This is a genomic window from Streptomyces sp. NPDC017936, assembly GCF_044328485.1.
In the GTDB taxonomy this organism is placed as follows: Bacteria; Actinomycetota; Actinomycetes; order Streptomycetales; family Streptomycetaceae; genus Streptomyces.
Genome location: NZ_JBIRHK010000021.1, coordinates 78,050 through 104,658 on the forward strand (window position 1 = coordinate 78,050; position 26,609 = coordinate 104,658).

24 protein-coding genes and 1 pseudogene are annotated in these 26,609 nt (G+C 71.4%); 12 read left to right on the forward strand and 13 right to left on the reverse strand.

Translation table 11 applies throughout. From position 1 onward, the window contains the following. Positions 1-23: 23 nt before the first annotated feature. The 8 genes from ACH4F6_RS34230 to ACH4F6_RS34265 all read right to left on the reverse strand — a co-directional run bounded on the left by ACH4F6_RS34230 (position 24) and on the right by ACH4F6_RS34265 (position 8,691). On the reverse strand, positions 24-1,106 hold the full coding sequence (locus tag ACH4F6_RS34230) for a branched-chain amino acid aminotransferase (RefSeq protein WP_397964265.1): 1,083 nt from the start codon (positions 1,104-1,106) through the stop codon (positions 24-26). 40 nt (positions 1,107-1,146) lie between these two features. Beyond that, a complete protein-coding gene (locus ACH4F6_RS34235) occupies positions 1,147-2,742 on the reverse strand; it encodes an acyl-CoA carboxylase subunit beta (protein ID WP_397964266.1) in 1,596 nt (531 codons plus the stop codon). A 91-nt stretch (positions 2,743-2,833) separates the two neighbouring features. Beyond that, entirely contained in the window at positions 2,834-3,772 is a 939-nt protein-coding gene (locus tag ACH4F6_RS34240; RefSeq protein WP_397964267.1) for a fumarylacetoacetate hydrolase family protein, read from the reverse strand. A gap of 1 nt (position 3,773) precedes the next feature. Then, positions 3,774-4,196 (reverse strand): acyl-CoA thioesterase, encoded by a 423-nt coding sequence (locus tag ACH4F6_RS34245; RefSeq protein WP_397964268.1) that lies wholly within the window; start codon positions 4,194-4,196, stop codon positions 3,774-3,776. 5 nt (positions 4,197-4,201) lie between these two features. Further along, positions 4,202-6,043, reverse strand: coding sequence for an acyl-CoA dehydrogenase (locus ACH4F6_RS34250; RefSeq protein WP_397964269.1), 1,842 nt, complete (start codon positions 6,041-6,043; stop codon positions 4,202-4,204). A 95-nt stretch (positions 6,044-6,138) separates the two neighbouring features. Beyond that, on the reverse strand, positions 6,139-7,359 hold the full coding sequence (locus ACH4F6_RS34255) for a beta-ketoacyl-[acyl-carrier-protein] synthase family protein (protein WP_397964270.1): 1,221 nt from the start codon (positions 7,357-7,359) through the stop codon (positions 6,139-6,141). Beyond that, a complete protein-coding gene (locus tag ACH4F6_RS34260) occupies positions 7,356-7,598 on the reverse strand; it encodes an acyl carrier protein (RefSeq protein WP_397964271.1) in 243 nt (80 codons plus the stop codon). The genes ACH4F6_RS34255 and ACH4F6_RS34260 overlap by 4 nt, the downstream gene beginning before the upstream one ends. A gap of 73 nt (positions 7,599-7,671) precedes the next feature. Further along, on the reverse strand, positions 7,672-8,691 hold the full coding sequence (locus ACH4F6_RS34265) for a beta-ketoacyl-ACP synthase III (protein WP_397964272.1): 1,020 nt from the start codon (positions 8,689-8,691) through the stop codon (positions 7,672-7,674). Between the two features lie 160 nt (positions 8,692-8,851). On the opposite strand from ACH4F6_RS34265, the gene ACH4F6_RS34270 reads away from it, so the two are divergent. The 5 genes from ACH4F6_RS34270 to ACH4F6_RS34290 all read left to right on the forward strand — a co-directional run bounded on the left by ACH4F6_RS34270 (position 8,852) and on the right by ACH4F6_RS34290 (position 15,022). Next, positions 8,852-10,228: an FAD-binding oxidoreductase gene (locus ACH4F6_RS34270; RefSeq protein WP_397964273.1), complete on the forward strand. Its 1,377-nt coding sequence runs from the start codon at positions 8,852-8,854 to the stop codon at positions 10,226-10,228. Between the two features lie 928 nt (positions 10,229-11,156). Beyond that, on the forward strand, positions 11,157-11,783 hold the full coding sequence (locus ACH4F6_RS34275; protein WP_397964274.1) for a hypothetical protein: 627 nt from the start codon (positions 11,157-11,159) through the stop codon (positions 11,781-11,783). A 45-nt stretch (positions 11,784-11,828) separates the two neighbouring features. Beyond that, positions 11,829-13,391, forward strand: coding sequence for a S8 family serine peptidase (locus tag ACH4F6_RS34280; RefSeq protein WP_397964275.1), 1,563 nt, complete (start codon positions 11,829-11,831; stop codon positions 13,389-13,391). 19 nt (positions 13,392-13,410) lie between these two features. Then, positions 13,411-13,809 carry a hypothetical protein gene (locus ACH4F6_RS34285; RefSeq protein WP_397964276.1) on the forward strand — a complete coding sequence of 133 codons (399 nt, stop codon included), beginning with the start codon at positions 13,411-13,413 and terminating at the stop codon, positions 13,807-13,809. Positions 13,810-14,722: 913 nt separating this feature from the next. Then, complete coding sequence (locus tag ACH4F6_RS34290) at positions 14,723-15,022, forward strand: hypothetical protein (protein ID WP_397964277.1); 300 nt, start codon at positions 14,723-14,725, stop codon at positions 15,020-15,022. A gap of 103 nt (positions 15,023-15,125) precedes the next feature. Here ACH4F6_RS34290 and ACH4F6_RS34295 read toward each other — a convergent pair whose 3' ends face one another. Continuing rightward, a complete protein-coding gene (locus tag ACH4F6_RS34295) occupies positions 15,126-16,019 on the reverse strand; it encodes a LysR family transcriptional regulator (protein WP_397964278.1) in 894 nt (297 codons plus the stop codon). Positions 16,020-16,122: 103 nt separating this feature from the next. Between ACH4F6_RS34295 and ACH4F6_RS34300 the strand changes: the two genes are divergently transcribed. From ACH4F6_RS34300 to ACH4F6_RS34325, 6 genes are all read left to right on the forward strand, one after another. After that, positions 16,123-17,133 carry a DMT family transporter gene (locus tag ACH4F6_RS34300; protein WP_397964351.1) on the forward strand — a complete coding sequence of 337 codons (1,011 nt, stop codon included), beginning with the start codon at positions 16,123-16,125 and terminating at the stop codon, positions 17,131-17,133. Between the two features lie 150 nt (positions 17,134-17,283). Further along, a complete protein-coding gene (locus tag ACH4F6_RS34305; RefSeq protein WP_397964279.1) occupies positions 17,284-17,814 on the forward strand; it encodes a hypothetical protein in 531 nt (176 codons plus the stop codon). A 30-nt stretch (positions 17,815-17,844) separates the two neighbouring features. Next, positions 17,845-18,384: a GNAT family N-acetyltransferase gene (locus ACH4F6_RS34310; RefSeq protein ID WP_397964280.1), complete on the forward strand. Its 540-nt coding sequence runs from the start codon at positions 17,845-17,847 to the stop codon at positions 18,382-18,384. Positions 18,385-18,448: 64 nt separating this feature from the next. Beyond that, positions 18,449-19,951 (forward strand): ABC transporter substrate-binding protein, encoded by a 1,503-nt coding sequence (locus tag ACH4F6_RS34315; protein WP_397964281.1) that lies wholly within the window; start codon positions 18,449-18,451, stop codon positions 19,949-19,951. A gap of 77 nt (positions 19,952-20,028) precedes the next feature. Next, complete coding sequence (locus ACH4F6_RS34320) at positions 20,029-21,804, forward strand: ABC transporter permease subunit (protein WP_397964282.1); 1,776 nt, start codon at positions 20,029-20,031, stop codon at positions 21,802-21,804. Between the two features lie 15 nt (positions 21,805-21,819). Continuing rightward, positions 21,820-23,106 (forward strand): MDR family MFS transporter, encoded by a 1,287-nt coding sequence (locus ACH4F6_RS34325; protein WP_397964283.1) that lies wholly within the window; start codon positions 21,820-21,822, stop codon positions 23,104-23,106. Positions 23,107-23,264: 158 nt separating this feature from the next. On the opposite strand, the gene ACH4F6_RS34330 is transcribed toward ACH4F6_RS34325, so the two are convergent. Next, the gene (locus ACH4F6_RS34330; protein WP_397964284.1) at positions 23,265-23,411 is read right to left on the reverse strand and encodes a hypothetical protein; all 147 of its coding nucleotides are present in this window, start codon (positions 23,409-23,411) and stop codon (positions 23,265-23,267) included. Positions 23,412-23,413: 2 nt separating this feature from the next. Between ACH4F6_RS34330 and ACH4F6_RS34335 the strand changes: the two genes are divergently transcribed. Further along, on the forward strand, positions 23,414-23,779 hold the full coding sequence (locus ACH4F6_RS34335; RefSeq protein ID WP_397964285.1) for a sulfurtransferase TusA family protein: 366 nt from the start codon (positions 23,414-23,416) through the stop codon (positions 23,777-23,779). Positions 23,780-24,083: 304 nt separating this feature from the next. Here the strand turns inward: ACH4F6_RS34335 and ACH4F6_RS34340 are convergent. The 3 genes and pseudogenes from ACH4F6_RS34340 to ACH4F6_RS34350 all read right to left on the reverse strand — a co-directional run. After that, positions 24,084-24,413: pseudogene (locus ACH4F6_RS34340) on the reverse strand (transposase family protein); the annotation flags it as partial. Continuing rightward, positions 24,392-25,240, reverse strand: coding sequence for an alpha/beta hydrolase (locus tag ACH4F6_RS34345; protein ID WP_397964286.1), 849 nt, complete (start codon positions 25,238-25,240; stop codon positions 24,392-24,394). The pseudogene ACH4F6_RS34340 and the gene ACH4F6_RS34345, both read right to left, overlap by 22 nt. Positions 25,241-25,376: 136 nt before the next feature. Next, positions 25,377-26,525, reverse strand: a complete 1,149-nt coding sequence (locus ACH4F6_RS34350; protein ID WP_397964287.1) for a hypothetical protein — start codon at positions 26,523-26,525, stop codon at positions 25,377-25,379. Positions 26,526-26,609 lie beyond the last annotated feature (84 nt).

Consider the following 26,609-nt stretch of genomic DNA (forward strand, 5'->3'; position numbering starts at 1 on the left):
GGCCCGGACCCGGCGGACGCCGGTCAGGCGATCTTGTGGACCCAGCCGAACGGGTCCGGTCGCGAACCGTCCTGGATCCCCGTCAGCTCCGCGCGCAGCCGCTCGGTGACCGGGCCGGGCGTGCCGCCGCCGATCGTCCAGTCCCCGTCCGCACTCCGGACGAAGCCGACCGGGGTGATCATCGACGAGGTGCCGCAGGAGAACACCTCGGTCAGCGCCCCCGACTCCGCGTCGGCCCGCCACTGCTCCACGCTGATCCGCCCCTCCTCGGCCCGGTGGCCGAGCTCGGCGGCCAGGGTCAGCACCGAGTCCCGGGTGACGCCCGCCAGCAGCGTCCCGGACAGCTCCGGCGTCACCAGCCGGTCGCCGTAGACGAAGAAGAGGTTGCTGGTGCCCATCTCGTCCACCCAGCGGCGTTCCGCCGAGTCCAGCCAGACCACCTGGTCGCAGCCCATCTCCTTGGCCTGCGCCTGCGCGACCAGCGTTCCCGCGTAGTTGCCGCCGCACTTGGCCTCGCCGGTGCCACCGGGGGCCGCCCGGGTGTAGCCCTGGGAGAGCCACACGATGAGCGGTTTCGCCCCGGCCGTGAAGTAGGAGGCCGCGGGCGAGGCGATCACCATGAACCGGTAGGCGGCGGAAGGGCCGTAGAAGCCGATGGTGGGCTGGGTGGCGATCATGAAGGGGCGCAGGTAGAGGCTGTGGCCGGGCCGGTCCGGGACCCAGTCGCGGTCAGCGCCGACCAGCAGCTCGAGAGCCTCGACGAAGGTCTCCTCGGGCAGCGGCGGCATCGCCATGCGCGCGCACGAGCGGTTCAGCCGGGCCGCGTTGGCGTACGGGCGGAAGGTCACCACCGTGCCGTCCTGGCGCCGGTACGCCTTCATGCCCTCGAAGACCTCCTGGCCGTAGTGGAACACCTGGGCCGACGGGTCGAGCACCAGCGGCCCGTACGGGTGCAGTCGGGCGTTGTGCCAGCCCCGGTCCCGTTCCCAGTCGATGCTGATCATGTGGTCGGTGAACACCTCGCCGAAGGCGGGTGACTCCATCAGTGCCGCGCGCTCGGCGGCCGGCCGGCGGACGGCGGTCTCGGTGGTGAAGGTGATCGTCATGGGTGCGCTCCGAGGCAAGAGATCGCGAGGGTTTCTCAGGTCACAGGGGGATGTTGGCGTGCTTGCGGGACGGCTGGTCCGCGTGCTTGTTCCGCAGCATCCGGAAGGCGCGGATGAGCAGCGCCCGGGTCTCGACGGGGTCGATCACGTCGTCGACGAGGCCGCGCTCGGCCGCGTAGTAGGGGTGCATCAGCTCGGACCGGTACTCCTTGACCAGCTGGGCCCGCAGGGTCTCCGGGTCGTCGGCCTCGGCGATCCGCTTGCGGAAGATGACGTTCGCGGCGCCCTCGGCGCCCATCACCGCGATCTCGTTGGTCGGCCAGGCGTAGGAGAGGTCGGCGCCGATCGAGCGGGAGTCCATGACGATGTACGCGCCGCCGTACGCCTTGCGCAGGATCAACTGGACCCGCGCCACCGTGGCCTCGCAGTAGGCGTAGAGCAGCTTGGCCCCGTGGCGGATCACCCCGTCGTGCTCCTGGTCCACCCCGGGCAGGAAGCCCGGCACGTCCACCAGCGACAGCAGAGGGATGTTGAAGGCGTCGCACGTCCGCACGAACCGGGCGGCCTTCTCGCTGGCCTTGATGTCGAGCACCCCGGCCAGAGCGAGCGGCTGGTTGGCGACGATGCCCACCACCTGGCCGCCGAGCCGGGCCAGCCCGCACACGACGTTGCGTGCCCACCTCTCGTGGACCTCCAGGAAGTCGCCGTGGTCGACGATCTCCTCGATCACCCGGCGCATGTCGTACGGCAGCCGGCCCTCGGCCGGAACCAGGCCGAGGAGGGCGTCGTTGCGCCGGTCGTCCGGGTCGACGCACGGGACGGCCGGCGGGTTCTGCCGGTTGTTGGACGGCAGCAGGGACAGCAGGTACCGGACCTCGCCCAGGCAGGTCCACTCGTCCTCGTACACCAGGTGCGCGACACCCGACAGCTGCGCGTGGACGTCGGCGCCCCCGAGCTTCTCCTGGCTGACGTCCTCGCCGGTGACGGCCTTCACCACGTCGGGTCCGGTGATGAACATCTGCGAGGTGCCGCGGACCATGAACACGAAGTCGGTCAGGGCCGGGGAGTAGGCCGAGCCGCCCGCGCACGGACCCAGGATCACCGAGATCTGTGGGATCACGCCCGAGGCCCGCACGTTGCGGCGGAAGATGCCGCCGTAGCCGGCCAGGGCCGAGACGCCCTCCTGGATGCGCGCCCCGGCACCGTCGTTGAGCGAGACCAGGGGAGCACCGGCCGCGATGGCCATGTCCATGACTTTCTGGATCTTCTCCGCGTGCGCCTCGCCGAGCGCCCCGCCGAAGATCCGGAAGTCGTGCGCGTACACGAACACGGTGCGGCCCTCGACCGTCCCCCAGCCCGCGATCACGCCGTCCGTGTGCGGTCTGCGGTCCTCGATGCCGAAGCCGACCGCGCGGTGCCGGCGCAACTGCTCGATCTCGTTGAACGACCCCGCGTCCAGCAGCACGTCGATCCGTTCGCGGGCGGTCAGTTTGCCCTTGGCGTGCTGGGCCCGGGTCGCGCGTTCGCTCGGACCGCCGCGCGCCCGTTCCCTGGTCGCGTGCAGGTCGGCCACCCGCGTCCGGATGTCGGTGCGCGTGCCCGGCGGCTGCTCCGTGAGTCCCTGCTGGACGGTCATCCGTTCCCTTCCCTTCCGGGATCTACGCGCCCGCAGGCGCCGTGGCCGGCGGGGCCGTGGTGGTGCGGACTGCGCCGGGGCCGGCGCCCGGTCATGACCGGGTCCGTGCGGGCGCGGCAGGCAGGACGGGGGCGGCCGCGGCCTCCGGGGCGTCCGTCCCGGCGTCGCCCAGGACCACCGCCCGGCACCGCTGCCGCTGTGCGCCCAGCCCCGACACCTCCGCCTCCACCACGTCACCGGCTCGCAGGTACGGCTGGTCGGGGCGGCCCAGCGCGACGCCGCCGGGCGTTCCGGTCAGCACCACGTCACCGGGGTGCAGCACCATGCACTGGCTCAGGTACCAGAGCAGGTGGGACACCTCGAAGACCATGTCTGCGGTGGAGCCGTCCTGCATCATCCGGCCGTTGACCCGGCAGGTCAGCCGCAGTCGGCCCGGGTCGCCCGCCTCGTCCGGGGTGACCAGGTACGGGCCCAGCGGACTGAACGACTCGAAGGACTTGCCCTTCACCCACTGCCCGCCACGTTCCAGGAGCCAGCTCCGCTCCGACACGTCGTTGCCGGTGGCGTACCCCGCGACGTGGCGCAGCGCGGAGGCGGGGTCCGGCAGGTACTGCGCGCGCCGGCCGATCACCACGGCCAGCTCGACCTCCCAGTCCGTCTTCTCACCGCCCGGCGGCAGCAGCAGGTCGTCGTACGGGCCGACCAGCGTGGTCGGCGCCTTGCTGGCCACGATCGGCTCGTCGGGCAGCGCCAGGCCCGCCTCGGCGGCGTGCGCCCGGTAGTTGAGCCCGATCGACAGCAGATGCCCGCCCGGCCGGACGGGCGGGCCGACCCGCTCGGCGGCCGGGTCGACCGCCGGCAGCCCGGCGGCCTCCCGTGCCAGCCGCGCCGCCGTCTCCTGCAGCGCGTCGGGATCCAGGGCCGCACCCGTCCAGTCCGGCACCCACGAGGCCAGATCCCGCACGACGCCGTCGGGGCCCACCGCGCAGGGCCGCTCACCGCCCGGCGGTCCGATCCGCAGCAGCCGCATCTCAGCCGGCCGCCGGTGTCTGCTCGAGGTACTTCTCGAAGAAGCGGACCTCTTCGTCCGTCAGCCGCCGGGGCCGCCCGGCCCGGTAGTCGAACGGCGCCATCACGGTCGAGGCGGTGGCGTACACGGTGTCGCCGTCGTGGACCACGTAGTCGATGGCCACCGTCGCCGACTGGAGGTCGGAGACCCACATCTCGATCTCCACCGGTTCGTGCCGGTGGACCAGCTGGCGCCGGTAGCGGATCCGGTGCTCCACCACCACCGACCCGTCCTTGAAGAAGGCGTCGCCGTCGTTCGGCGCCATCCGGAAGATGAAGTCGACCCGCGCCTCCTCCAGGTAGCGCACGTAGGAGACATTGTTGACGATGCCGTAGACGTCCATGTCCGACCAGCGGATCGGGCAGAAGTAGCTGTGCCTCGCCATGGTGCTCAGCTCCCCTCGGCGACCGCGCCGGCGGCCGGTCCGAAGGCGCCGGTGCGCTGCTGGAAGGCGCTCACGTAGTCGTCGGCGGCGATCGGCGCCCGCAGCAGTTCCGGGGAGAGGTTGAAGCCGCCGATCAGGGCGTCGGTGTACGGCTGGAGCCGCGCGCACAGCGTGTCCGCCTCCCGGGGCAGCCGCTCCACCTGCTCGGCGGTCAGCACACCGCGCGCCAGGTACCAGCCGGCGTCCCGGCGCACCTCGCTCAGCCCGTACAGTGCGGCCAGCAGGCCGAGCGCCGTCCGCGCCGACTCGTCCTCCAGCGTGCCGACCCCGGCGGCGAAGCACTCCAGCGCGCTCCGCACACCCCGGGCCCGGGCCATCTCCAGGCCGGTGTTGATGGTGCCGTTCCAGGCCTCGAAGTACGTCCGGTCGCCGGTGTCGTCCGCCATGGCCGCGGCGGCCTCCCGGAGCAGCTCCGCCTCCCGGTGCCGTACCGCCGCCACCAGGAACGCGAGGTCCCCCAGGTCCCGTCCCGCCGGGTCGGGGGCCGGGGCCGGCTCGGCGCTGTCGTCGTACTGCGCGATGATCTGCCCCGCGGTGGTGGCCAGCAGCACCTGGTTGTCGCCCTCCGCGGTGACCAGGCCCTGGAGCAGCGACCCGTAGTCCGCGATCCGGTTCGCGCTGAAGATGCCCTGCGCACCGCAGCGCTCACGGCAGGTGGCGACGACGTCGGTCATCTCCCAGGTGGACAGCGCCTTGGTGATCGATACCAGATGGTTCAGCTCGGCAGGGACGGCGTCCCGCGGCGTCGCCGTGAACTGCCGCTTGGCATGGTTGAGCAGCAGCGTCATCGCGTACGTCCGGGACAGCGCGGTGTACAGCGCGAGCTGGTGGCTGCGGTACTCGATGATCGGCAGGTCGTTGCGGCCGGGTGCGTTGGTGAGCCGCTGCGCCGCGAACCGCAGCGCGATGTACACGCTCGCCCGGCCCGCACCCGCCGCCGCGCTGGACACGCACAGCCGGCCGGGCAGAATGCGGTTCATCGCGCGCAGGAACCGCTTGCGCCGGTTGCCGGACGCCGGGCGGAACACGCCGTCGTCGTCGAAGCCGCCCATGTCGCCGTGGAGCAGCTGGCGACGCGGGACGCGCACGTGGTCGAACCAGGTGAGGCCGTTGTCGAGGCCCTGCACCGGCTTCTCCGGGCACGGCGCGGCGTGCACGCCCTCGCACAACTGCTTCCCGTCGCTGATCCGGACGAGGAACGGGTACACGCCGTGGTCCTTGCCGTCCGCCTTCAGCCGGGCCATCACCACGGCCAGCTTGGGGACGTCCCGGAACCCGCTGTAGGACATGTACTTCTGCGCGAGGGCGTCGGGCGTGTTCAGGACGAATGTCTCGGTGGCGGGGTCGTAGACGGCCTCGGTGCGCAGGGCGGCCACGTTGTTGCCGTAGCCCAGCTCGGTGGCCATGTACGGGCTGAAGGAGTCCAGCCGGTCCAGTTCGTCGAACAGGTCCTTCAGGTCCTCCCGGTCGCCGTGCTCCACGACGGTGCCGAAGGCCAGGTTGTAGTGCACCATCAGCAGCGAGAACGTGGAGACGTCCACCAGCGACGGCCACTCGGCCAGCGCGAACAGCCGCCACGGATCGGCCAGGATCTCCCGCGGACGTTCCAGTGCGGCGTGCACGGCTCGCGACCGTTCGTAGGCCAGCTTCCCGGCCTCGGTCATGTTCAGCCCTTCGCGGGGGTCGAAGACGGGGTCCAGCAGCAGCTCGTGCAGGTCCTGGTGCGTCTGCTCGTACCTGCCGTCGAAGAGCAGCCGGGACAGTTCGGCGGAGGCCGACGAGGTCATGTGTGGGTCCTTTCCCGCGGCTGTGGCTCCCGCGGTGGGGTGGTGAGGGGACCGGCGGAGGGAGCCGCCGCGATCGGGCGGAGCTCAGGAAGGGGTCAGGCCGAGGCGATCAGCAGGGCCGCGTTCTGGCCGCCGAAGCCGAACGAGTTGCTCAGGGCCACGTCGACGCGGGCGTGGCGTGCCGCGCCGTGCACGACGTCCACCTCCACCCGCGGATCGACCTCGGCGGTGCTCGCCGACGGCGGGATCACGCCGTGGTGCACGGTGAGCGCCGCGAACGCCGCCTCGATGGAGCCGGCCGCGCCCAGCGGGTGCCCGGTGACGCCCTTGGTGGAGCTCACCTGCACGTCCGGGCCGGCCACCCGGTGGATCACCCCCGCCTCGATGACGTCGTTGAGCGGGGTCGAGGTGCCGTGCGCGTTGACGTAGCCGATGTCCCGGCCGGTCAGCCCGGCGTCCGCGAGCGCCGCACGGACCGCCAGCTCGGCGCCCTTGCCCTCCGGGTGCGGGGACGTCGTGTGATGCGCGTCCGCGGAGGCGCCGTACCCGATGACCCGGGCCACCGGCCGCACGCCCCGGGACCGCGCGTGCTCCTCGGACTCCAGCACGACGACCCCGGCGCCCTCGCCGAGCACGAACCCGTCGCGGGCCGCGTCGAAGGGGCGCGACGCGGTCCCCGGGTCGTCGAGCCGCCGTGACAGCGCCCGCATCCTCGCGAACGAGGACAGGTACAGCGGTGTGATCGGCGCCTCGGCACCACCGGCCACGACGATGTCGGCCAGCCCCGACCGGAGCAGCTCGCGGCCCAGGCCGATCGCGCTGGCCCCGGCCGCGCACGCCGTGCAGGGGGCCGAGCACGGCCCGTTGGCCCCGATGTCGATCGCCACCTGGCCGGCGGCCATGTTGAGCAGCCCCATCGGGAGGGTCATGGCGGAGATCTCCTCCGGTCCCTCCTCCAGCAGTACGCGGTGCTGCGCCTCCAGCGTGGCGGTGCCGCCGGCGCCGGAGCCCAGGATCACCGCCACCCGTGAGCTGTCCGCCCACTCGCCCGGGACGAGCCCGGCCTGGTCCAGCGCCTCGCGCGTGGCGGCGACGGCGAACTGGGAGTAGCGGTCCCACTGCCAGGCGGTGCGCCCGAGAGCGGCCGGGGCGAAGTCGGGCACCCTGCACGCCATGGTCACCGGCAGGCCCTCCAGGTCGGCGTGGTGCGCCGCCGTCGGCCGGCCCTCGACCACGCGGTCCCAGCTCTCCTTGACGCCGACACCGGCGGGAGTCACCAGCCCGATGCCGGTGACGGCGGCCGCGAAGCCGGTCATCGGACCGCGGCGCCCTTCTTCTCGACCAGGGCGACGATGTCGGAGACCGTGGAGATCTCGGACAGCTCTTCGTCGCTGATCACGACGCCCAGGCGCTTCTTCAGGGCGGTGGCCAGCTCGAGCTGCGCCAGGGAGTCGAGACCGAGGTCGTCGAAGGTGGCCTCGGGCACCACCGCCTCGGCGTCCAGATCGAAACGGGCGACGAAGACCTCGACGACGGAGCCGTGGGCGGAACTCATGATGTCTCCTCCTGGAGGGCTGTAGGGGTTCGAGAGGTGAAGAGGGAACGGGGGACGCGGAACCGGGAACCCGTCAGTCGACGGGCTCCGTCTGGATCTCCGGCCACACGAGCGTGGTCGAGCCCCAGGACAGACCGGCCCCGAAGGCGGAGAGCAGCACCCGCTGGCCCGCCTTCAGGTCCCCGCGGGCGGCGTAGTCGTTCAGCAGCAGGGGCACGGACGCGGCCAGGGTGTTGCCGACCCTGTCGATGTTCACCGCGACCCGCTCCCCGGGAAGCTCCAGCTCCTCCGCGACCGCACGCACGATCCGGATGTTGGCCTGGTGGCCGACGAACCAGTCGACGTCCGCCGCGGACCAGTCGGCGCGTTTGAGGGCCGCCTGCGCCGACTGCGTCATCCGCTCGACGGCCTGCGTGTAGAGGGGACGCCCCTCCATCCGCAGGTACCAGTCACCCGTCGGCACCGTGCTGTGCCCCAGGCCGCCGTCGGCGGAGCGCTGCCGGGAACCGCCCGCCGGAATGGCCAGCAGGTCGGCCAGCGCCCCGTCGCTGCCGAGGTCGAACGGGCCCAGCGCGCCGGGCTCGTCCGGTTCGCCCCTGCGCAGGACGACCGCGCCCGCGCCGTCGCCGAAGATCGGCGCCGTGGACCGGTCCTCCGGGTCCACCAGGGTGGTGAACGCCTCCGACCCGATGAACAGCACGGTGTCGGCGGTGCCGGCGGCGATCAGGCCGGACGAGGTGGCGAGCCCGTACAGGAAACCGCTGCACGCCGAGGTCAGGTCGAACGCGGCCAGCGGTCCCAGACCCAGCCGCGCCGCCACCTCCGGCGCCACCGCCGGGCAGAGACGCTCGGGCGAGGTGGTCGCCACGACCACGGCGTCCACCCCGGACACATCGGCCGACCGCAGGGCGCGCTCACCGGCCGCCACGGCCATGCTCCCCGTCGACAGGCCTTCGGAGACGAACCGCCGCTCCCGGATGCCCGTCCTGGTACGGATCCACTCGTCCGTGGTGTCCAGGGTGCGGGAGAGGTCGTCGTTCGTGACCGTCACGGGCGGGAGGAAGCCTCCGATTCCCATCAGCACTGCCGTCATCGACTCACCCTCCTGAGGACCGCGGACACGGCCTTGACCTGACGTCGAGCAAGGCTGGCCGAAGCCTCGAGGGCCGGGCAATTGGCCGTTGGTACAGGCGCCACGGCCTGTACCAACGGCCAATTGAACGGCTGCCGCCCCGGGTGCCAACCTCGCCGGGGTGACCACGACACCGACTGATCTCGCAGGGCTCCTCCCGGCCGGACGGGTGATCACCGAACCCTCCCGGGTGGCGTCCTTCGCCCACGACGAAGCAGCGGGCGCGCCCTACGCGCTCCCGGCGGCCGTGGTGCAGCCCCACGACACCGCCGAGGTGGCGGCCGTCGTGGTCTACTGCGCGGAGCACGGCGTGCCGGTGGTGGCCCGCGGGGCCGGCACCGGCCTGTCCGGCGGCGCCAACGCGGTCGAGGGCGCGGTGGTGGTGTCCTTCTCGGCGATGGACCGGGTCCTGCGCATCGACCCGGACGAACGGCTGGCCGTCGTGCAACCCGGCGTCGTCAACGAGGACCTGCGTGCCGCGTGTGCCGCCGAGGGCCTCTGGTACCCGCCGGATCCGGCCAGCGCCCCGTGGTCCACCATCGGCGGGAACGTCGCCACCAACGCGGGCGGACTGTGCTGCGTGAAGTACGGCGTCACCCGGGACTACGTGCTGGGCCTCGAGGTGGTCACCGGTCGCGGTGACGTGGTCCGGCTGGGGCGGCGCACCGCCAAGAGCTCGGCCGGTTTCGAACTCGCCGGTCTGCTGGTCGGGTCGGAGGGCACCTTGGGCCTGGTCACCGAGGTCACGGTGCGGCTGCGGGGCGAGCGCGCCCAGGAGCACACCGTCGTGGGCTACTTCGCCGACCTGCCGAGCGCCGGCAGGGCCGTCGCCCGGGTGGTGGCCTCCGGTGTGGTCCCGAGCGCCCTGGAACTCGTGGACCGTTTCTCCCTGCGCGCCGTCGACGAGTGGAAGAACATGGGCCTCACCGACGGCGGCGACGTGCTGCTGCTGGCCCGCTGCGATGCGCCCGGCGCGGTGGGCGCCCAGGAGGCGGACACCGTGCTGGCCTGCTTCGAGGCGGTCGGCGCCACCTGGAGCGCGCGGTCCGGCGACCCGGCCGAGGCGGACGCCCTGTTCGCCGCCCGGCGCCTGGTCTACCCCGCGCTGGAACGCCTGGGCATGGTGCTCAGCGAGGACGTCTGCGTCCCCCGCGGTCTCCTGCCCGAGATGCTCGCCTGCCTCGAGGACGTCGCCGCGCGGCACGGCGTGCACATCGCCACCCTGGCGCACGCCGGGGACGGAAACCTGCACCCGATGCTGGTCGTGCCGCGCGGCGACGAGCGGGAACTCGCCCGCTGCCGCGGGGTGTTCGAAGAGGTCGTCGACCAGGCGCTCGCGCTGGGAGGCACGGTCACCGGCGAGCACGGCGTGGGTCTGCTGAAGATGCGTGGCCTGGCCGACGAACTGGGCCCGGCGGTACTGGACCTGCACCGTGGCATCAAGCGGGTGTGGGATCCGGCGGGCATCCTCAACCCGGGCAAGGTCTTCACCACCTGACGCCGGCGGGAGCGCACAGCCGGGATTTTGCGGGGCCGAATTGTTCATCTCCCCGGACGGGCATTCCGTCCCCCGAAGAGATCCGAGCGCTGCACGAGGAGTGGATGCCCGCCGCGGAGGCGTTCCGGTCGGTCCGCACGCACTGCGAGATCGTCCAGCGGACCGCCGAGCATCCAGGACCGCGACGGAGCCAAGCGCCCGCTGCCGTGGGCCAGGCCGGACCACAGCAGCGGGCGCAGGGTCTGGGCCGAGCAAGGCTTCGCCAGCCGCCTGGTCGGCTGGGCCACCCAGGTCCTCGGCAGCGATCTGGAGGTCGTCTGCAAGGGCCCCGGACAATGGGGTTTCCAGGTCCGGCCCAAGCGGTGGGCGATCGAGCGAACCTTTTCCTGGCTGACTTGACGGCCCATCGCCGCCTGACCCGCGATTATGAGCACCACCCCGCCCACGCCGAGACCATGATCCGATGGGCCATGATCAGCGTTATGGTCCGTGCGGCCTCTGTGGCCCGGTGTCCGCTCCCGCACCTGCGGCGGCGGAGGCGCGCATGACGTCCCGGGCTTGAGGTGCGTGCCCGCCTGCGCGGTCCGGGCTTCGCTGCGCGGCGCGGCGCGGCGACACGCTTCCCGGGCTGAATCGCCGCCGGCTCCGGCTGGCAGCCCGCGACCGCACCACGACGAATCGGTTCCTCCGGGCCCTGGACCAGACGCTGACGATGGTGGGCAGCGGGGTCCAAGGGGCCGGGCGGGCGCAACGCGGCGCCGGCTCGAACAGCCGGGCGCACAGCGCGAGTCGGGCTCTGCGGGTGCGGGTCGCTGCGCGGCGTGAAACCATGGGTGTATCTCCCGGGCTCCGGCACTCACCAAGGTGCAGACGACTGCGGCGTGCCGTGAAGCCGACGCCATGCACTGCGGCCTGATGGAGACAAATCATGGCTTATCTCTTCGACACAGTCGTCAATGGCCAGGGCTCCGCCGTCGGCAAGGCCTTCTTCTTCAAGGATTCCCGGTACCTCATCTACGACTGGGCGACGGGCGGCGCGACGGGCACCCCGACTTCGCTGACCGCCTGGGGGCTCGGGGCTCCGTTCGACACCGGTGTCGACGCCGCCCTGAACGGCGCGGGGCCGTCCCAGAACCTGGCGTTCTTCATCCGGGGCGACCGGTACATGAGCTACAGCTGGCTGACGTCGCAGGTCCGTGGTCCGTACTCGCTCACGACATGGAACCTGCCCGCCGGATTCGCGTCGGGAGTGGATGCAGCGGTCACCGGCCAGGGAGCGCAATCCGGAAAGGCGTACTTCTTCAGAGGTAATCAGTACGTCACCCGTGACTGGTCCACCGGTCAGACAAGCGGGCCGTCCCCCCTGTCCGGGTTCAGGCTGACCGGGCGGTTCCTGAGAGGCCTGCATGCCTGCTTGAACGGCGAGCGCCGATTCGTGGGCAGCACGTTCTTCTTCCGGGGGACGACGTTCCTCCGGTACGAGTGGGCCACGGAAGCGGTTGCCGGACCGCTTCACAACGCTTTCTGGAAGCTGAGCGGCGGAATCGGCTCCTGACCACCGGACCCAAGGACCGGGGAGTTCCGGAACGAGGTGGATGACATGACGACGCGCTACCCGCTTGAACTCGCCCGTGACCCGGACACGGTCGTCACGCTGGACCGGACCCGCCTGCTGTTGGCCTTCCGCGCACCACAGCACCTCGACGCCCTCTCACCGCGTCTGCGACAGGTCGACATGGGGCTGGAACCGAGCGCCCCGGTACCCGGCAGTGGCCTGGGGCCGTCGGAGACCGTCAATCATACGGAACGCCGCTTCTGGGTGCGTTCCCTGTCCGGTGACATCGACGACGAACTGCACAACGCCATCGAGGCCGAGTTCGACGACGCGCTGGAGTGGATCGCTCCCGTCTATCACCATCCGCTTGCCCCCGGTCGCGCAGGTCTGCACTGTCCGGTACCGGACGTCCTGCTGGTCAAGGACGAGGAGGCTCCACCACCGTCGGACATCGAACTGCGTGAGGACGCGGACACCTCGCGTGACCTGCCGGGCTACCGCTGCTACATCATCGCCGACCCTCGCAGTCACCCGGCTCACGAAGTACGGGCTCAGCTCCTGGAGCAGGAGTCGTACGACGACGACGCGGTCCTGCTGTCGACCATGCCGCTGCTCCTTCCCTACTCCTTCGAGCCGGCGGACACGTTCTACCAGCCGGATCCGTCGATCGGGTACGGCGGGCAGTGGAACCTGGTGCGCATCCGCGCCGGGGGACCGGGGCGGACGGCTTGGGATCTGCAGATGGGCGTCAGCACCATCACCATCGCCGTCATCGACTCGGGGTCCGATCTGACCCATTCCGACCTACGGCACGTGGCAGGCACCGGGGGCCCGAACAACGACGGCTCCAACAACCCGCATCTGCCCAGATACGCGAGGGGGCACGGGACGATGGTCGCCGGCGTCGCCGCGGCCATCACGCACAACCTCAAAGGCACGTCCGGAGTGGCGGGCGGCTGCTCTGTCATGCCGCTCTGCTTCAACACCAACCACACCGACACCGACGCCGCGGCGCTCATCAGCTTCGCCGTGACCAATGGCGCTCGTGTGATCAACATGAGCTGGAACGCTCCCGGCTGGCAGGGCTCGGTCATCATCCATCGGGCACTCGACCGTGCCCATACCGACAACGTCGTCCTCTGCGCCGCGAGCGGAAACGACGGGGCGGCGCTGGTTTTCCCCGCGACGGGGAGCCACGTCATCGCCGTCGGTTCGAGCGACCGCAACGATGCCAGGGTGAGCGACTCGAACTACGGCTCGGGCCTCTCGGTCGTGGCGCCGGGTGACGGAGTACCGACCACGATGCTCAAGGGCGAAGGCGACGAAGACCTCCAGGACCTCGGTCGCCGTGACTGGGTGAAAGCTTTCAAAGGCACCTCCGCGGCCACACCTCATGTCTCCGGGATCGCCGCGCTGCTCCTGAGTTCGGACCCGACGATTACGCCCGATGAGGTGAGAGCCGTCATCGAGGGCACGGCCGACCGTGCGGGCCCGGCGGTCTACCAGCCCGGGAGCACCAACGGGCCTTGGAGCATCCACCAGGGCCACGGCCGAGTCAACGCCCTCGATGCCCTGTTGGCAACGCTGCCGGCACGCCTGCGCCGGTAGCGGGAAAGCGAGAACGGCCATGCCGATCCCAGCCCTTCACCGAGAGCGCCTCGAACGAGCCCTCGAAGGCCACGAGGCCGCGCTCAGCAACGGCGGGAAGCCGCTGAGTCCTGACCGGGCGCATGTGCACCGGACGCTGCTCGAACTCGGCCGCAACGAGGAGCTGCTCACGCTCATCGAGGACTTCGTCGACTCGCCGGAGCTCGCCCTCCGGCTGCGCACCGACGGCGACTCGGTGCTGAGCGCACGGGGTGTCAAGCTCCCCGAGGGTGTGACCATGCAGGTCGTGCACTGCGACGACGGCCATCCGCGGCCGTTCCTGCGGTTCACGTTCGCCGTACGGGGCCTCAGGATGCTCGCCGATTGGGATCCTGAATCGGGGGCGTGCGCCCGGGCTCGCGGCCCCCACGAGACGTAGCCGGGCCGGTTGCCCCTCGAGCCGCCCCTGCGGCCCGGCGCCCAGGGGACGGAGCGGCGATTCGCTGGTCGCACTCCAGCAGCTTTTCGCTGTCCGGCCTGGTCGGAGGGTCGCCCGGAGCGAATTTCGCTGATGGTGCGTCAGGACGGTCTTGCCGGACCGCCTCTCCAACGAGTGGATTCGTCGTCGGTGGCGGCGGCAGGCGACGGCTCGGCGTCTGCGCGGTGCCGGAACCGTTTCTGCATCCCCTTTCGCGGTCGCCTGAGCCGCCGTGGCCGCGAGAAATGCGTGCGCGGGCATCGCGAGGTCGCCCGCACCACCGCGCTCATGAACCTCCTCGTCTACGGCCTGCGGCAGCCAAGGTCGACCACCCGCCTACCGCAGCGCCCCCCCCTCTTGCTGGTCGGGCGGGCTGCCGTGTTCCCGGTTTCCTTCGGGTTCGCGGTTTCCTTCGGGTTCGCGTTTCCTTTCGGGCTCCCGGCTTCTCCCGACCGGCGGGGAACTCCATGAGTCGAGCAACTGCTTCCTCATCCATCAGCCAGACCGGCGAGAAGCGCCGGTGGCTCCCCTGACCGTGCTGCTGAGCGTTCCCGGAGACTGAGCCGAGCTCACGCAGAAGAATCTCAAGCGAGGCGTCCACCGCGCCTCACCTGGACCAAGACCTCCAACGAAATCCTCGACAAAGCGGCCGCCTGCTGTCGATGAATCTCCGACTCAGATCACTGTCGTGGACACTGACGGCGGCGATGCCCAGGGCCGGCACAGGTGGCGGAAATGGCGGTCCGGCTGATCGCCTCGCCGCTCCACAACCCTCGGCACGAAGCAGCACCACCCGCTCATCAAGGTTTTTCCGCCGCTCCGCGTGGAGGAATCGATGCGGCGCATGGGACTTTCCGGTGACAGGATCGGTGTTATGAACACCGAGACGGACTGGGTGTACCGGGTGTTCGAGCCGCACGGCTCCGAGGGCTGGCGGCCCTACGGCAGCGACCCCGAACGGTGGCAGGGCGCGATCACCGCCCCCGACTCGACCGAGGGCGCCAAGTACGTCATCAGCCGCATCGTCGGCGACCTGATGACCGAGTGGGAGAGGATCGGCCTCCATCACGCGATGCACGTGCGGGTCTTCCTCTGGCACGACGAGGAGGGGGACATGGCGCAGGCGGACTTCATCGTGGAGGTCCGACCCCGGTCGGATATCGACGCGGAGTGATTTCCGGCGCATGAGGTTCCTCACGGTGACAGGATCGGTGCACTGAGCACCGAGACGTCGTGGGTGTACCGGGTCGAGGAGCGGCGACGTGTGCATGCATCCCTCACTGCCCTGTCGAGTCCCTGAGGGCGTCGAGCAGGGTGCGCAGAGCAGGCTGCTCCAGGGAGCTCTCCCGGATCACGACGTGGATCGTCCTGATCGGCTCGGGGCGCCGGACCCGGCGGATGACGACACCGGGATGGCGGGCGCTCAATCCCAGGCGGGGGACGAGGCTGACGCCGAGGCCGGCGGCGACGAATCCCTGAGCGGTGGCGTAGTCCTCCGACTGGGCCACGAAGTCCGGGCTGAAACCCGCCGCGGCGCAGGCGTCGATGACGGGAGCGAGACAGGGGCCGGGAGGTTCGCTGCCGACCCACGGCTCACCGGCCAGATCGGCCAGGTCGACCACGCGCTCGGCGGCGAGCGGGTGTCCGACGGGCAGCACCGCCTGGTAGGCGTCGTCGAGCAGGTGTATCACGCGGATGCCCTGGTGATGTGCCTCGGTCGGCCGTCTGACGACGACGGCCAGGTCGGCGTCGCCGCGGTCCACCTCCGACAACGCCTCATCCGGATCGGCCAGCTTGGGGTCGATCGCCACCCCTGGGTGCTCGTGGCGCACCCGGGCCAGGGCGGGCGCCAGCAGGGTCGGACCGACCGAGGCGAAGTAGCGAAGGGCCAGCCGGCCCGCGCGCCCCGCGCGCAGGTCGGCCAGTGCGGTCTCGGCCTCGGCGAGGTGCTGGCTGATGACGGCTGTGTATCGGGTGAGCAGCAGGCCGGCCGCCGTGGGCGCGACGCCTCGACCGGCCCGTCGCAGCAGCGTCATCCCGGTTTCCTTCTCCAGTGCCGAGATCTGCTGGCTGATGGCGGAGGGCGTGTAGCCGAGGTGCGCCGCTGCCGCTGTCACCGAGCCGCTGGTGATCACGGCGCGCAGTACCTGCATTCGTCTGACGTCGAGCATGTAGTCGAACTTAACAATGGTGCAGAACTTTTTTCTTGTCCTTGAAGGAAGGGTGCGGCACCGTTCATCGGGGCTGATCAAGGAGGCGACGTTGAACGGGTTCATGGACAGGAGCCGGGCATGGGCGCGTATCGGCGTGCTCGCCCTTTTGTGGGGATCGACTTTCCTGTGGACCGAGGTGGCCCTCGACGCGCTGACCCCGGTGCAGGTGACCTTCAGCCGGTGCTTGCTGGGGTCGCTCACGCTGCTGGTGGTCTGTCTGGGCTCGGGTCGGCGGCTGCCGGGCAGCTGGGCGATCTGGGGTCGCGTCGTCGTGGCCGCCTTCTTCTGCAACGCCCTGCCCTTCGCCATGTTCAGCTTCGGACAGCAGAGCATCGACTCGGGGGTCGCCGGCGTACTGAACGCGACGACCCCTTTGTGGTCACTGCTGATCGGCGTGGTCGTGGGGTCCGAGCGCGGCCGGCGGCCGTCCCGGCTGGGTGGGCTCCTGCTCGGATTCGCCGGAGTCGTGCTGATCTTCGCGCCGTGGCAGGCAACGGAGTCTGGGGGCTGGGGAGCTCTCGCCATCGTCGTCGCGGCGGCGAGCTACGCGGTCGGTTTCACGTTCATGAGCCGCTTTCTGGTCGGGAAGGGAATCCCGACCGTCTCGCTGTCCACGGCGCAGCTCATCGCGGCGACCGCCCTCACCGCACCGACCTTGCCGGCGGGAGGGCTGACGCCGATCGAGATCGGCACGAAGGAGCTGGTCGCCGTGGTGATCCTCGGTGTCGTCACCACCGGCCTCACCTTCCACCTCACCTACCGGAACATCGCCGCCGAAGGCGCCACCGACACGGCCACCGTCGGCTATCTGCTCCCGGTGGTCTCGGTGGCGCTGGGGGTCGTCCTGCTCCATGAGGACTTCGGTGTCCGGATCGCTCTGGGGATGGCGGTCGTGCTCGCCGGGGTCGGGCTGACCCGCCGGCCGACACAGGCGTCGGCACCGGGACGGGCGAAAACCGCTGACGATCACCCGACCCACGGCCTCCCGCCAACGGAGATCAGGCAGGTCGCCGCGCGGATCGGCGGGGAGGCGAACCGGCCACGCCGCGACACCGGCAAAGACATCCGGTGAGGACGGCAGGCGGCGTGGTGCGAGGGCGCCGACGGCAGGGTCTGCCGGTCATGTGTCCGGCCGGCCCCTGGGTGGCTGCCGCCTGCCGGTGGCGCTGAGCCGGGTGGTCTTCGGTCTCCGGCCAGGCGCCGCTGTTCGAGGTGGATGCCGGTGAAGACCGGGACCTTGGCGCGCAGGACCCAAGGGTCGACGTCCTCGCTGGACGGTGACACGGCGTGGCGGCCCGCCGACCTGATCGACCGGGTGGGGGCGGTGCCCGTCACGCTGATCGCCCCAGCGAGTACGGCGGCCGCTCGCTTCCCGGCCCTGCTCGCCGCCGGCAGCGAGCCGACCGGGGATCGGGGTGAACTCACGGGCGGGACGGGCGGGACGGGCTTGGAGGCGCCCGCGGCTGCAGGAGGGGCGAGGGCCGGTGATGCCGAAGTACCCGCTGCCGTGGGCGAGTCCCACGACCCGGCCGGCATACATGGCGGCGACGCGGCCGGCGCTGCGTTCGGCCGCCGCCAGATCGTGCGTGGTCATCAGCAGGGTGCGGCCGGCTTCATCAACGTGCCGGCGCAGTTCGCCGGCCGTGCGATTCAGGACGGCCACAGCGTCAGCTCCGATCGTCGGCGCCGAGTACCTGGCCGGTGGGGGATTCCGGGTTCCGGATCGTGGGCGGTGCGGCCGGGACGGACCTGATCCACAGCAGCTACTGCATATAATTCGCAAGTGCTTGACTATTGCATCAGGACAGCCATGCCCGCGGACCTGGGCGGAGCGCGGGCGGTGATGCTCGACACCGTCTACCGCGACTTCGGTACCGGGTACGTGCCGCACTGGCACGACGACATCGTCGATCCGCAGTCCTTCTACCTCACCCCGCCCCGGCACACGCTGCTGGTCGCGGTGGACGAGACGGACGGGAGGGTGGCCGCCACGGCCGCGCTGGACGCGCGGGGGCCCGCCCATCCGCCGAACCCCCGGTGGCTGGCGAAGCGTTACCCGTCGGGCGCGACCGCCCAACTGCGGCGGGTGTACGTGCGCCCGGAGCACCGGCGGCGCGGGCTGGCCCGGCGGCTGGTGGACGGACTGCTGGACTTCGCGCGGGCGGACGGCGGCTACCGGGCCGTGTATCTGCACACGTATCCGCATTCGCCCGGCGCGTTGGGGCTCTGGCAGGCCCTCGGCGAGGTCGTCTGCGACGAGCGGGAGGAGGTGCCCGGCGGCGGCAGCGGCGTCGTGCACTTCGAGATCCCCTTCACAAAATGAAAACCATGTTCATATGATGTCGGTTGACTCCGCCTGGAAGCCCCGGAAAGACAGAACGAGGACCATGAGATCTCCCCGCCCCGGCCTGATAGCCGGCCTGCTGCTCGCACCGCTGCTCTCCGGCTGTTTCTCTTCCTCCGGCGACGACTCCTCGGACTCCTCCGGCTCCGGTTCCGGCGGTCGTCTGAGCGTCGCACTCGCCTTCCCGCCCGCGGAGAACTACTCCCCCTACGGCCAGGACGCCTTCGTCCTGTCCCGGCTCGGGGTCGCCGAGGGACTGACCCGGCTCGACGCCAACGGCACCGCGGTGCCCGCCCTCGCCGAGTCCTGGAGCAGCGAACCGGGCGGCAAGAGCTGGGTGTTCACGCTGCGGGACGCGAAGTTCCAGGACGGCACCGACGTCACCGCGAAGGCCGTCGCCGCCGCCCTCACCCACGCCGCCGCGGCCGCCCCTGCCCCCACCGTTCTCTCCGGTGTCGCACTGACCGCCCAGGCCGTCGGCGACGACCGGGTCGAGGTCGCCACCGCCACCGCCGACCCCGTCCTCCCCCTGCGGCTGACCAACCCCAGCCTGGCCGTGTTCTCCCCCAAGGCATACGGCGAGAACGGCAAGGTGAACCCGGTCAGAACCGCCACCGGCCCCTTCGAACTCACCAAGACCACCGGCGACACGGCGGCCACCCTCGACCGCTTCGACGACTACTGGGGCGGCCGTGCCCAGGCGTCCGGCATCGACGCCAAGTTCGTCTCCGACGGCACCGCCCGCGCCAACGCCCTGCGCACCGGCAACGTGGACATCGCCGAGGCCGTCCCCGTCGCCCAGGTCGCCTCCCTGAAGAAGGACACCGTCCACGAGATCAACACCGCCCGGAACACCAGCCTGTACCTCAACACCCAGGCCGGAGTCTTCAAGGACGCGGGCCTGCGCGCCGCCGCCCGGGAGGCGATCGACACCTCCACCGTCGCCAAGGGCGTGTTCGAGGGATACGCCGAGCCCGCCCAGGGCCTCTACGGCCCCGCCCTGACGTGGGCCGCCGGCAAGCGGACCGAGCCCACCGGCCGGGCGAAGGCCACCAGCCCCAGGGGCAGGAGCATCACCATCGCCACCTACGACGACCGGCCCGAACTGCCCGAGACCGCCCAGGTGCTCCAACAACAGCTGAAGAAGGCCGGATTCACGGTGAAGCTGGAGGTGCGCACCTACGCGCGGCTCGAAAGCGACCTGCTGGCCAAGAAGTTCGACGCGGCCGTGGTCTCCCGCAACATGATGCTGGACACCGGCGACCCGGTCACCGTCCTGGCCGGCGACTACACCTGTGACGGCTCCTACAACCTGTCCTTCCTGTGCGACAAGGACGTGGACCGGCTGGTCACCGTCGCCGGGGCCGAGTCCGACCCGGGCCGGCGGCAGGACGCGGCGATGAAGGCGGAGGCCGCGATCCTCGGCACCGACGCGGTGATCCCGCTGGTGCACCTGAAGGTCGTCGCGGGCATCGGCACGTCCGTCAAGGGCGCCGTACTCGACCCCTACGAGCGGGGTTTCGTCGGCACCGGGACCCGGCGCTGACCGCGCCCCGGGCCAGGCTCGCCGCCGCCCTGCGCTCCCTCGCGCGGGGCGGCGTCCCCACGCTGACATGGCGGGCGGTGCTCACGGCCGCTCTCGTCTGCGCGATCGGTCTGCTGCCGTGGCTCTCACGGACCGACCCGGCGCTGACCGTGCTCAAGGCCCGCTCCGCCGAGCGCACCCCGACGCCCGGGACTCTGCGCGCCATACGTGAGCAACTCGGCCTCGACGAGGGCCCGTCGCACTTGCTCGGACAGTGGCTCGGCGGTCTGCCGCACGGGGACGCGGGCCGGTCCTGGGTGTCTGACACCGAGGTCCTGCCCGCCGTCGCGCAGGCCCTCGGGGCCTCCCTGCTCCTGATGGCCGGTGCCCTCGTCGTCGCCGTGCTGACCGCCGGGGCGGTGTGCGCGCGCACTCTCCGGCTGGGCTCGCGGCGCCGACTCGGCGACCGCGGTCCCGGCGGCACCGGTTCGGCGGTGCTGGCAGCCCTGCCCGAGTTCCTCGTCGCCTCCGTGCTGGCCTCGGTCGTCGGCGTCCAGCTCGCGTGGCTGCCCGCGCTCGGCTGGTACGGCCCGCGGTGGATGATCCTGCCCGCCCTCGCCCTCGGCCTGCCCGCCGGGGCCGTCCTCGGACGGATGCTCGACGACCTGCTGCCGGCCGCCTTCGCCGAGCCGTGGGCCCTGGCCGCCGCCGCCCGCGGAATCCCGCCCGCGTCGATCGCCCGGCAGGCGCTGCGCCGCTGTGCGCCCGGGCTCCTGCCCAACCTCGGCCTGTTCGTGGTCGGCCTGACCGGCGGCTCGGTCGCCGTGGAGCAGATCTTCGACATCCCCGGCCTCGGCCGGCTCACCCTGCGTGCCGCCCTCGCCCAGGACCTGCCCGTGCTGCAGACCGGTACCCTCGCCCTCGTCGTGTTGGCGGCCCTGGCCGCCCTGCTGGCCCGGCTCGGGGTACGGCGGCTGATCGGGCCCGCGCTGCGCGACGGCGCCCTGCACTCCCTGCACCGTCCCGCCCCGCCCGCACCCCGCGTCGTCCCCCTCGTGTACGGGCTGCTGCTCGCCGCCGTCATCGCCCTCGGCCTGCCCCGCGACCCGCTCGCCCTCGACACCACCGCCCGCCTCCAGGCCCCCTCCGCCGCGCACCCGCTCGGCACCGACGCCCTCGGCCGGGACGTGCTCGCCCGGATCGCGCACGGCGCTCTCACCACGCTCGGGACCGCCCTCGCGGTGAGCGCCGCCGTCCTGCTGACCGGCGTCCTGCTGGGCCTGCTGCCCCGCCTGTCGGGGCCGCTGGTCGACACCGTCAACGCCGTACCCCCCGTGCTGGCCGCGCTCCTGGTCACCGGCATCGCGGGCAGCGGGCCGTGGACGCCGGCGCTCGCCGTGGCCGTCGTGGCATGGTCGCCGCTGGCCGTACACACGTCCGCCCTGCTCCGGCAGGAACGCGCCACCCTGCACCTGACCGCGACCCGCGCACTCGGCGCCGGACCCTGGTACCTGCTGTGGCGCGAGCTGCTCCCCGCCGTCCTGCCGCCCGTGGTCCGCCATGCTCTGCTCCGGCTGCCCGGCATCGCCCTGAGCCTGGCCGCGCTCGGCTTCCTCGGTCTCGGCGCCCAGCCCCCGTCACCCGAGTGGGGCCTGCTCCTCGCCGAGAACCAGCCCTACATCGAACGCGCCCCCTGGGCCGTCCTGGCCCCCGCCGCCGTCCTCGCCCTCCTCGGCGCCCTGGCCGTCACCGCGGCAGGCGGAGCACGCCTCCCCCGGCGCAGGCGGAAAGAACCGACCGTGACCGTACGGCCCGCCGGGCCCGAGCCGGTCCGGCACCCCGTCCTCACCACCGCCTCCACCGACTCCCCTTGACGGATCCGATCCCTGATGAGCGACGTGTCCTCCCGTCTCCTGTCCCAGCACCCCGCCACCGGCCCGCGGCCTCCTCGTGAGCGCACCTGGCGGCGTCTCTCCCCGCTGGTGCGCCTGCTGATCGTGACCCAGCTCGCCTTCAACATCGGCTTCTTCGCCGTCCTGCCGTTCCTCGCCGAGCACCTCGGCACGGCCATCGGCATGACGGGCTGGACGGTCGGATTCGTCCTGGGACTGCGGACGTTCAGCCAGCAGGGGCTCTTCGTGGTCGGGGGCCGGCTCGTCGACCGGTACGGGGTGCGGCCCGTCGTCCTGGTGGGCTGTGCGCTGCGGATCGCCGGGTTCGCCTGGCTGGGGTTCGCCGATCAGACGTGGGCGGTGATCGGCTCGGTGCTGCTGATCGGCTTCGCCGCCGCGCTGTTCTCCCCGGCCGTGGAGTCGGAGGTGGCCCGCCAGGCGGTGGTCTGGGAGGAGGAGGGCCACGGCTCCCGCACCCGGGTCCTGGCCCTGTTCTCCGCCGCCGGACAGGCTGGTTCCTTCGTCGGGCCGCTGCTCGGCGGTCTGCTCCTCGCCGTGGACTTCCGCACCGCCTGCCTCGCCGGCGCCGCGGTGTTCGTGCTGGTCCTCGCCGGGCACGCGTGGCTGATGCCCCGGCACATCCCCGGCCGGGTACGGGTACGGGACCGGGCCGGGGTGCGCGAACTGCTGCGCAACCGCCCGTTCCTGGCCCTGTGCTGCGCCTACGGCAGCTACCTCCTCGCCTACAACCAGCTCTACCTCGCCCTGCCCGACGAGGTGGAACGCGCGGCGGGCTCCCAGGCGCCGCTGTCCTGGCTGTTCGCCCTGTCGTCCCTGCTGGTGGTCTTCGCGCAGTTGCCGGTCACCCGGTGGGCCGGCGACCGGCTCGACCTGCGCCGTTCCATGGCCGCCGGGCTGCTGCTGGTGGCGGCCGGGTTCGCGGTCGTGGCGGCGGCGCGCCCGGCGGGCTGGACGGGCCTCGCGGGCCTGCTGCCCGCCGCCGGGTACGTCGTGCTGCTCACCGTCGGCCAGATGCTGATCGTGCCCGCCGCCCGCGCCTGGGTGCCCGACCTCGCCGAGGAGGGCCGCATCGGCCTCTACACGGGCGCGCTGTCCTCGGTCTCCGGTGTGATCGTCCTCATCGGCAGCTCGGCCATCGGGTCCCTGCTCGACGCGGGGCTTCCGGCGGCCGTGCCATGGGCCCTCCTCGCCGCCGTGCCGGTACTCGCGGTGACCCTGCTGCCGCGCGGGACGGTGAGGGACCCGCAGCCGCAGACCGCGTGATCGACCACGGCAGGGGGCCGCGAACGGTTCACCCAGGCATGGCCTTCAGGGGACGTCGCCCGCACTCCGCGCACACTCCGCCGGGGCGCCCCCGTGGAACGCATCCCGCCGACGGCGGGAGGGCTCCCCAAGCACCCAGCGCGCGGGAGCCCTTCGTCCTACCGCCCGCAGGTGAAGGCGGAGAAGACGATCACGAGCAGGAGGCTGTCGCCGCAGTCCGGGGACGACAGGTCCGCGAGCCGGGGATGCCCCGGATGCACGCGGGCGAGCAGCTCGGCCAAGGTCCTGCGCTGAGCCGAGGTCATACGTGGGGCGGTCGCGTCGAAGTCCGCTCGATCCTTCCGGCGGGCGTGCTCGGCCTTGGACAGCAGGACCGGCCACCGCCCCTGAGACTCCCCCGCCCTGCCTCACCGTCGACGGCACCGGCCTGCTCTGCGTCACCCTCCTGCTGCGCCTGCGCAAGGAGATCGACGGTGCCCGGCCGGGCACCGTCGTCCACGTCATCGCCACCGACCCGGCCGCCCCACTGGACCTGCCCGCCTGGTGCCACATGACCGGCCGTCACCACCTCGGCCCCGTCCCCGACGACGCACGGCCGGTATACGCACTCCAACTGGCCGCCGACGCACTGCCCACCCGGGCCGACGCGCCATGGCACCCCGCCACTCCGTAGCCTCCGCACCGGCCCGCATCGTCGAAGCACGCCTCACGCCACACCGCCTGCCCCAGAGAACCCGCTCTGCGTGATCTGCCAGGTGGGGTGTAGCCGGCGCCCTGGTAAGCCTTGTCGCCGTGGCGAGCCGGGCCGACCTCGGCCAAGGCGTCGATGATGCCGTGGGTGCGGGCTGCCTTGATGTCGTGGACGGCGTCGGGCAGCACGGCGGAGGCCTACGGCAGGCGAGGGTGCCGTCCAGGATCACGAGCGCCTTGGCTGCCGCGCGTTCGAGGGTCTGTTGACGCGTGGGAACCAGCGCGGCCAGGAGGTCCACGGCCTCGCGGATGTAGCGGTGGACCGTGGCTGCCCCCATGCCGAAGGAGGCCGCGAGCCGGATGCAGGTGTCACCGCGGTGCAGGTGGGCCGGGGCGGCAGGGCCTGCCCGGTCAGGAAGCGCACGGGTGAGCCGGACAGGTCGGTCGCGGACGGGTGGACATGCACGACGGTGCTCCCGGTCAAGCGAGTGTTCTTGGTCGTGAACTCGCCTGCCAGGAGTTTCACGCCTCTGTGCGACCAGGGTGCGGCCCACCTCACCGCAGTCGGCGCCAGGTCGCACGATGCGGGTATCGATCAGTCCTCGTCGGGCCGCCACAGCCAGCGCAGAGCGTCCGGAAGCAGGACGCCGCCGTGGTTGGGGCTGTGTCCGCCGTCTCCCAGGACGAGGCGGAAGTCGTAGCCCGCTTCGGCGAGAGCGGCCGCCACCCGCAGGTTCTCGGCGAGCCAGTTCCCCTGGGGCTCATTCCAGTGCAGGTCGCGGTGGCCGCCTTGCATGAAGATGCGCAGCGGCTTGCGGGGGACGCGGGGGATGAGGTCCGGGTAGGGGTTGCCGTCCGGCATCTGCGCGAAGCTGGACAGGTACCCGATGACGCGGCGGAACGTGTCCGGACGCAGCCACGCGGCGGTGAAGGCACAGTTGCCGCCGCTGCTCCCGCCGCAGATGCCCCACTGTTCGGGTGACCGGGCGATGGCACAGCGCTTCGCGACCTGCGGGATGATCTCGGTGAGGAGGAAGGTGACGTACCGGTCGTCGAAGGCGTCGTACTCGTTGTTGCGGTTCTTGGGGTTCTCCGCGTCGGGGAAGACGCCAGGATCGACGAACACGCCGATCGTGACGGGGATGTCGCCGCGGTGAATGAGGTTGTCCAGGACGATCGCGCCGCGCACCTCCCCGGCGGGGTCCAGGTACCACCATCCGTCCTGGAACACCATCAAGGATGCCGGTTCCGCCGGGTCGTACTGTGCAGGCACGTGGACCCAGAACTTCCGGAAGGTTCCCGGGTAGACCTCGCTGCTCCTCCAGTCGAACGCGACCGTCTCGCCGGCGGGTACGCCCGGCTGTGGAGCGGAATCGGGTCCGTGGACGTAGCGCACGTCCGACTGGTCGATCGGAAGTGGCTGGTAGGGCATTTCGATGGTCACGGGGAGCAACCGTAGGGCGACCACCGCCTTTGACCGCAAGGGGTTTTCGTCCGGACGCTCCACCTCGCGGCTTCAGTGCGAGGTGGGAAAAGGCTCCGTGTCTTGCGAAGTGCGACGCGCGCCGCGAGGGGACCTGTCAGGTAGCGCGGGAAGAGCGGTGGGAGAGGGTGGGACGGGGATCCAGGAAGCGGCCGGAGGCGGAGAACGCGGCTGCGTTGAAGCTCTCTTCTCGCATGTCGACCGCAGGGAATTCCTTGCAGGCGGTCTTCGGCTGGGCCGTGGACCGGCCGAACCGGCAGGCGATGCCGGTGAGCCTGATGGTGATGAAGTCCGCGATCTGGGCTCCGAACTCGATGGGCCTGCCGCCGATGGTGATGTCTCCGACACCGAAGCCCTTGTCCGGGGGCACTTCGTAGACGGCGCGGACACGATGTTCCGAGTCGCCTCTCAAGTAGGTCCAGTAGCTCTCGGGGGCGGAGCCGTCCGGGGTCTCCCAGCCATCGGTGGACAGGCCGTCGAAGTACAGGCCCACGGGGTCGGCGAGGGTGATGTCGGCCTTCTGGCGGGCCAGGGCGTTGACTCCTGCGCCGATGTGCGGATCGCTGTTGCGCTCTGCGGCACCGTACTTGCTGCAGGTGATGAGCTCCTGCTCCGTGGTCAGTTCCTGGCCGTCGATGACACGCCGGAGGGTGGCCGCCGCGGCCAATTCGATCTCTGCGCCCAGAGTGTTGTTCGGCTGAATCAGGTGCATGGCTCCGTGGCTCGTGGAGTTGTTCCACTTGTTGCGCGGCTGGTATCTGCCGCTGGGCGAGAACAGATCCTCCATGCGTACGTCCGGACTGATGAATGCCCGGTAGAGATCGAGCACCTTGTTCGGATTCGTCTGCGCAAGGATCTCCCAATACTCGGGTCCTTCACAGGTGAAAGCGACCTTGGTGATCTTCCCTGAGCCGTCGCGGGTCACGCTCCACTCGCAGTACTCGTCCTGGACGTCACGGCTGGCGTCGGCGCGCTGCCATCGTTGGAGGTCGCCGATGGAGGTGATCTTGATGATGCGTGGGAACGCGGTCCATTTGATGGGGGCGCGCTGGAGGTCCGGGGCCGTGTCCGTGCTGGTCAGGTTGAAGAACTGTGGTCTTGGGCTGTCGTTCAGCACCTGTTGGGGATCGGGGCCCTGAACGGCCTCGTCGACGGTGTCGGAGATGAACGTGTTCCAGGCCTTGCGGCCGAAGTCGTCCAGATCGTCGAGGTTGCCGGGAGGCCCGTAGGCATCGAGTCCGGCCATGGTGTTCTCCTTACTGGTGAGGGCGGAGCGACGGAACGCGGCGGTGGACAGTGCCGTTGAAGCCGATGCCGGGCCGGCTCGTGG

What these genes read in the sequence shown, in the direction of transcription:
- ACH4F6_RS34275 (WP_397964274.1), top strand. Translation starts at nt 11,157, where the DNA reads ATGGCTTATCTCTTCGACACAGTCGTCAATGGCCAGGGCTCCGCCGTC.
- ACH4F6_RS34265 (WP_397964272.1), bottom strand. Translation starts at nt 8,691, where the DNA reads ATGACGGCAGTGCTGATGGGAATCGGAGGCTTCCTCCCGCCCGTGACG.
- ACH4F6_RS34350 (WP_397964287.1), bottom strand. Translation starts at nt 26,525, where the DNA reads ATGGCCGGACTCGATGCCTACGGGCCTCCCGGCAACCTCGACGATCTG.
- ACH4F6_RS34280 (WP_397964275.1), top strand. Translation starts at nt 11,829, where the DNA reads ATGACGACGCGCTACCCGCTTGAACTCGCCCGTGACCCGGACACGGTC.
- ACH4F6_RS34230 (WP_397964265.1), bottom strand. Translation starts at nt 1,106, where the DNA reads ATGACGATCACCTTCACCACCGAGACCGCCGTCCGCCGGCCGGCCGCC.
- ACH4F6_RS34245 (WP_397964268.1), bottom strand. Translation starts at nt 4,196, where the DNA reads ATGGCGAGGCACAGCTACTTCTGCCCGATCCGCTGGTCGGACATGGAC.
- ACH4F6_RS34330 (WP_397964284.1), bottom strand. Translation starts at nt 23,411, where the DNA reads ATGACCTCGGCTCAGCGCAGGACCTTGGCCGAGCTGCTCGCCCGCGTG.
- ACH4F6_RS34260 (WP_397964271.1), bottom strand. Translation starts at nt 7,598, where the DNA reads ATGAGTTCCGCCCACGGCTCCGTCGTCGAGGTCTTCGTCGCCCGTTTC.
- ACH4F6_RS34315 (WP_397964281.1), top strand. Translation starts at nt 18,449, where the DNA reads ATGAGATCTCCCCGCCCCGGCCTGATAGCCGGCCTGCTGCTCGCACCG.
- ACH4F6_RS34250 (WP_397964269.1), bottom strand. Translation starts at nt 6,043, where the DNA reads ATGACCTCGTCGGCCTCCGCCGAACTGTCCCGGCTGCTCTTCGACGGC.
- ACH4F6_RS34325 (WP_397964283.1), top strand. Translation starts at nt 21,820, where the DNA reads ATGAGCGACGTGTCCTCCCGTCTCCTGTCCCAGCACCCCGCCACCGGC.
- ACH4F6_RS34255 (WP_397964270.1), bottom strand. Translation starts at nt 7,359, where the DNA reads ATGACCGGCTTCGCGGCCGCCGTCACCGGCATCGGGCTGGTGACTCCC.
- ACH4F6_RS34235 (WP_397964266.1), bottom strand. Translation starts at nt 2,742, where the DNA reads ATGACCGTCCAGCAGGGACTCACGGAGCAGCCGCCGGGCACGCGCACC.
- ACH4F6_RS34240 (WP_397964267.1), bottom strand. Translation starts at nt 3,772, where the DNA reads ATGCGGCTGCTGCGGATCGGACCGCCGGGCGGTGAGCGGCCCTGCGCG.
- ACH4F6_RS34300 (WP_397964351.1), top strand. Translation starts at nt 16,123, where the DNA reads ATGGACAGGAGCCGGGCATGGGCGCGTATCGGCGTGCTCGCCCTTTTG.
- ACH4F6_RS34295 (WP_397964278.1), bottom strand. Translation starts at nt 16,019, where the DNA reads ATGCTCGACGTCAGACGAATGCAGGTACTGCGCGCCGTGATCACCAGC.
- ACH4F6_RS34290 (WP_397964277.1), top strand. Translation starts at nt 14,723, where the DNA reads ATGAACACCGAGACGGACTGGGTGTACCGGGTGTTCGAGCCGCACGGC.
- ACH4F6_RS34285 (WP_397964276.1), top strand. Translation starts at nt 13,411, where the DNA reads ATGCCGATCCCAGCCCTTCACCGAGAGCGCCTCGAACGAGCCCTCGAA.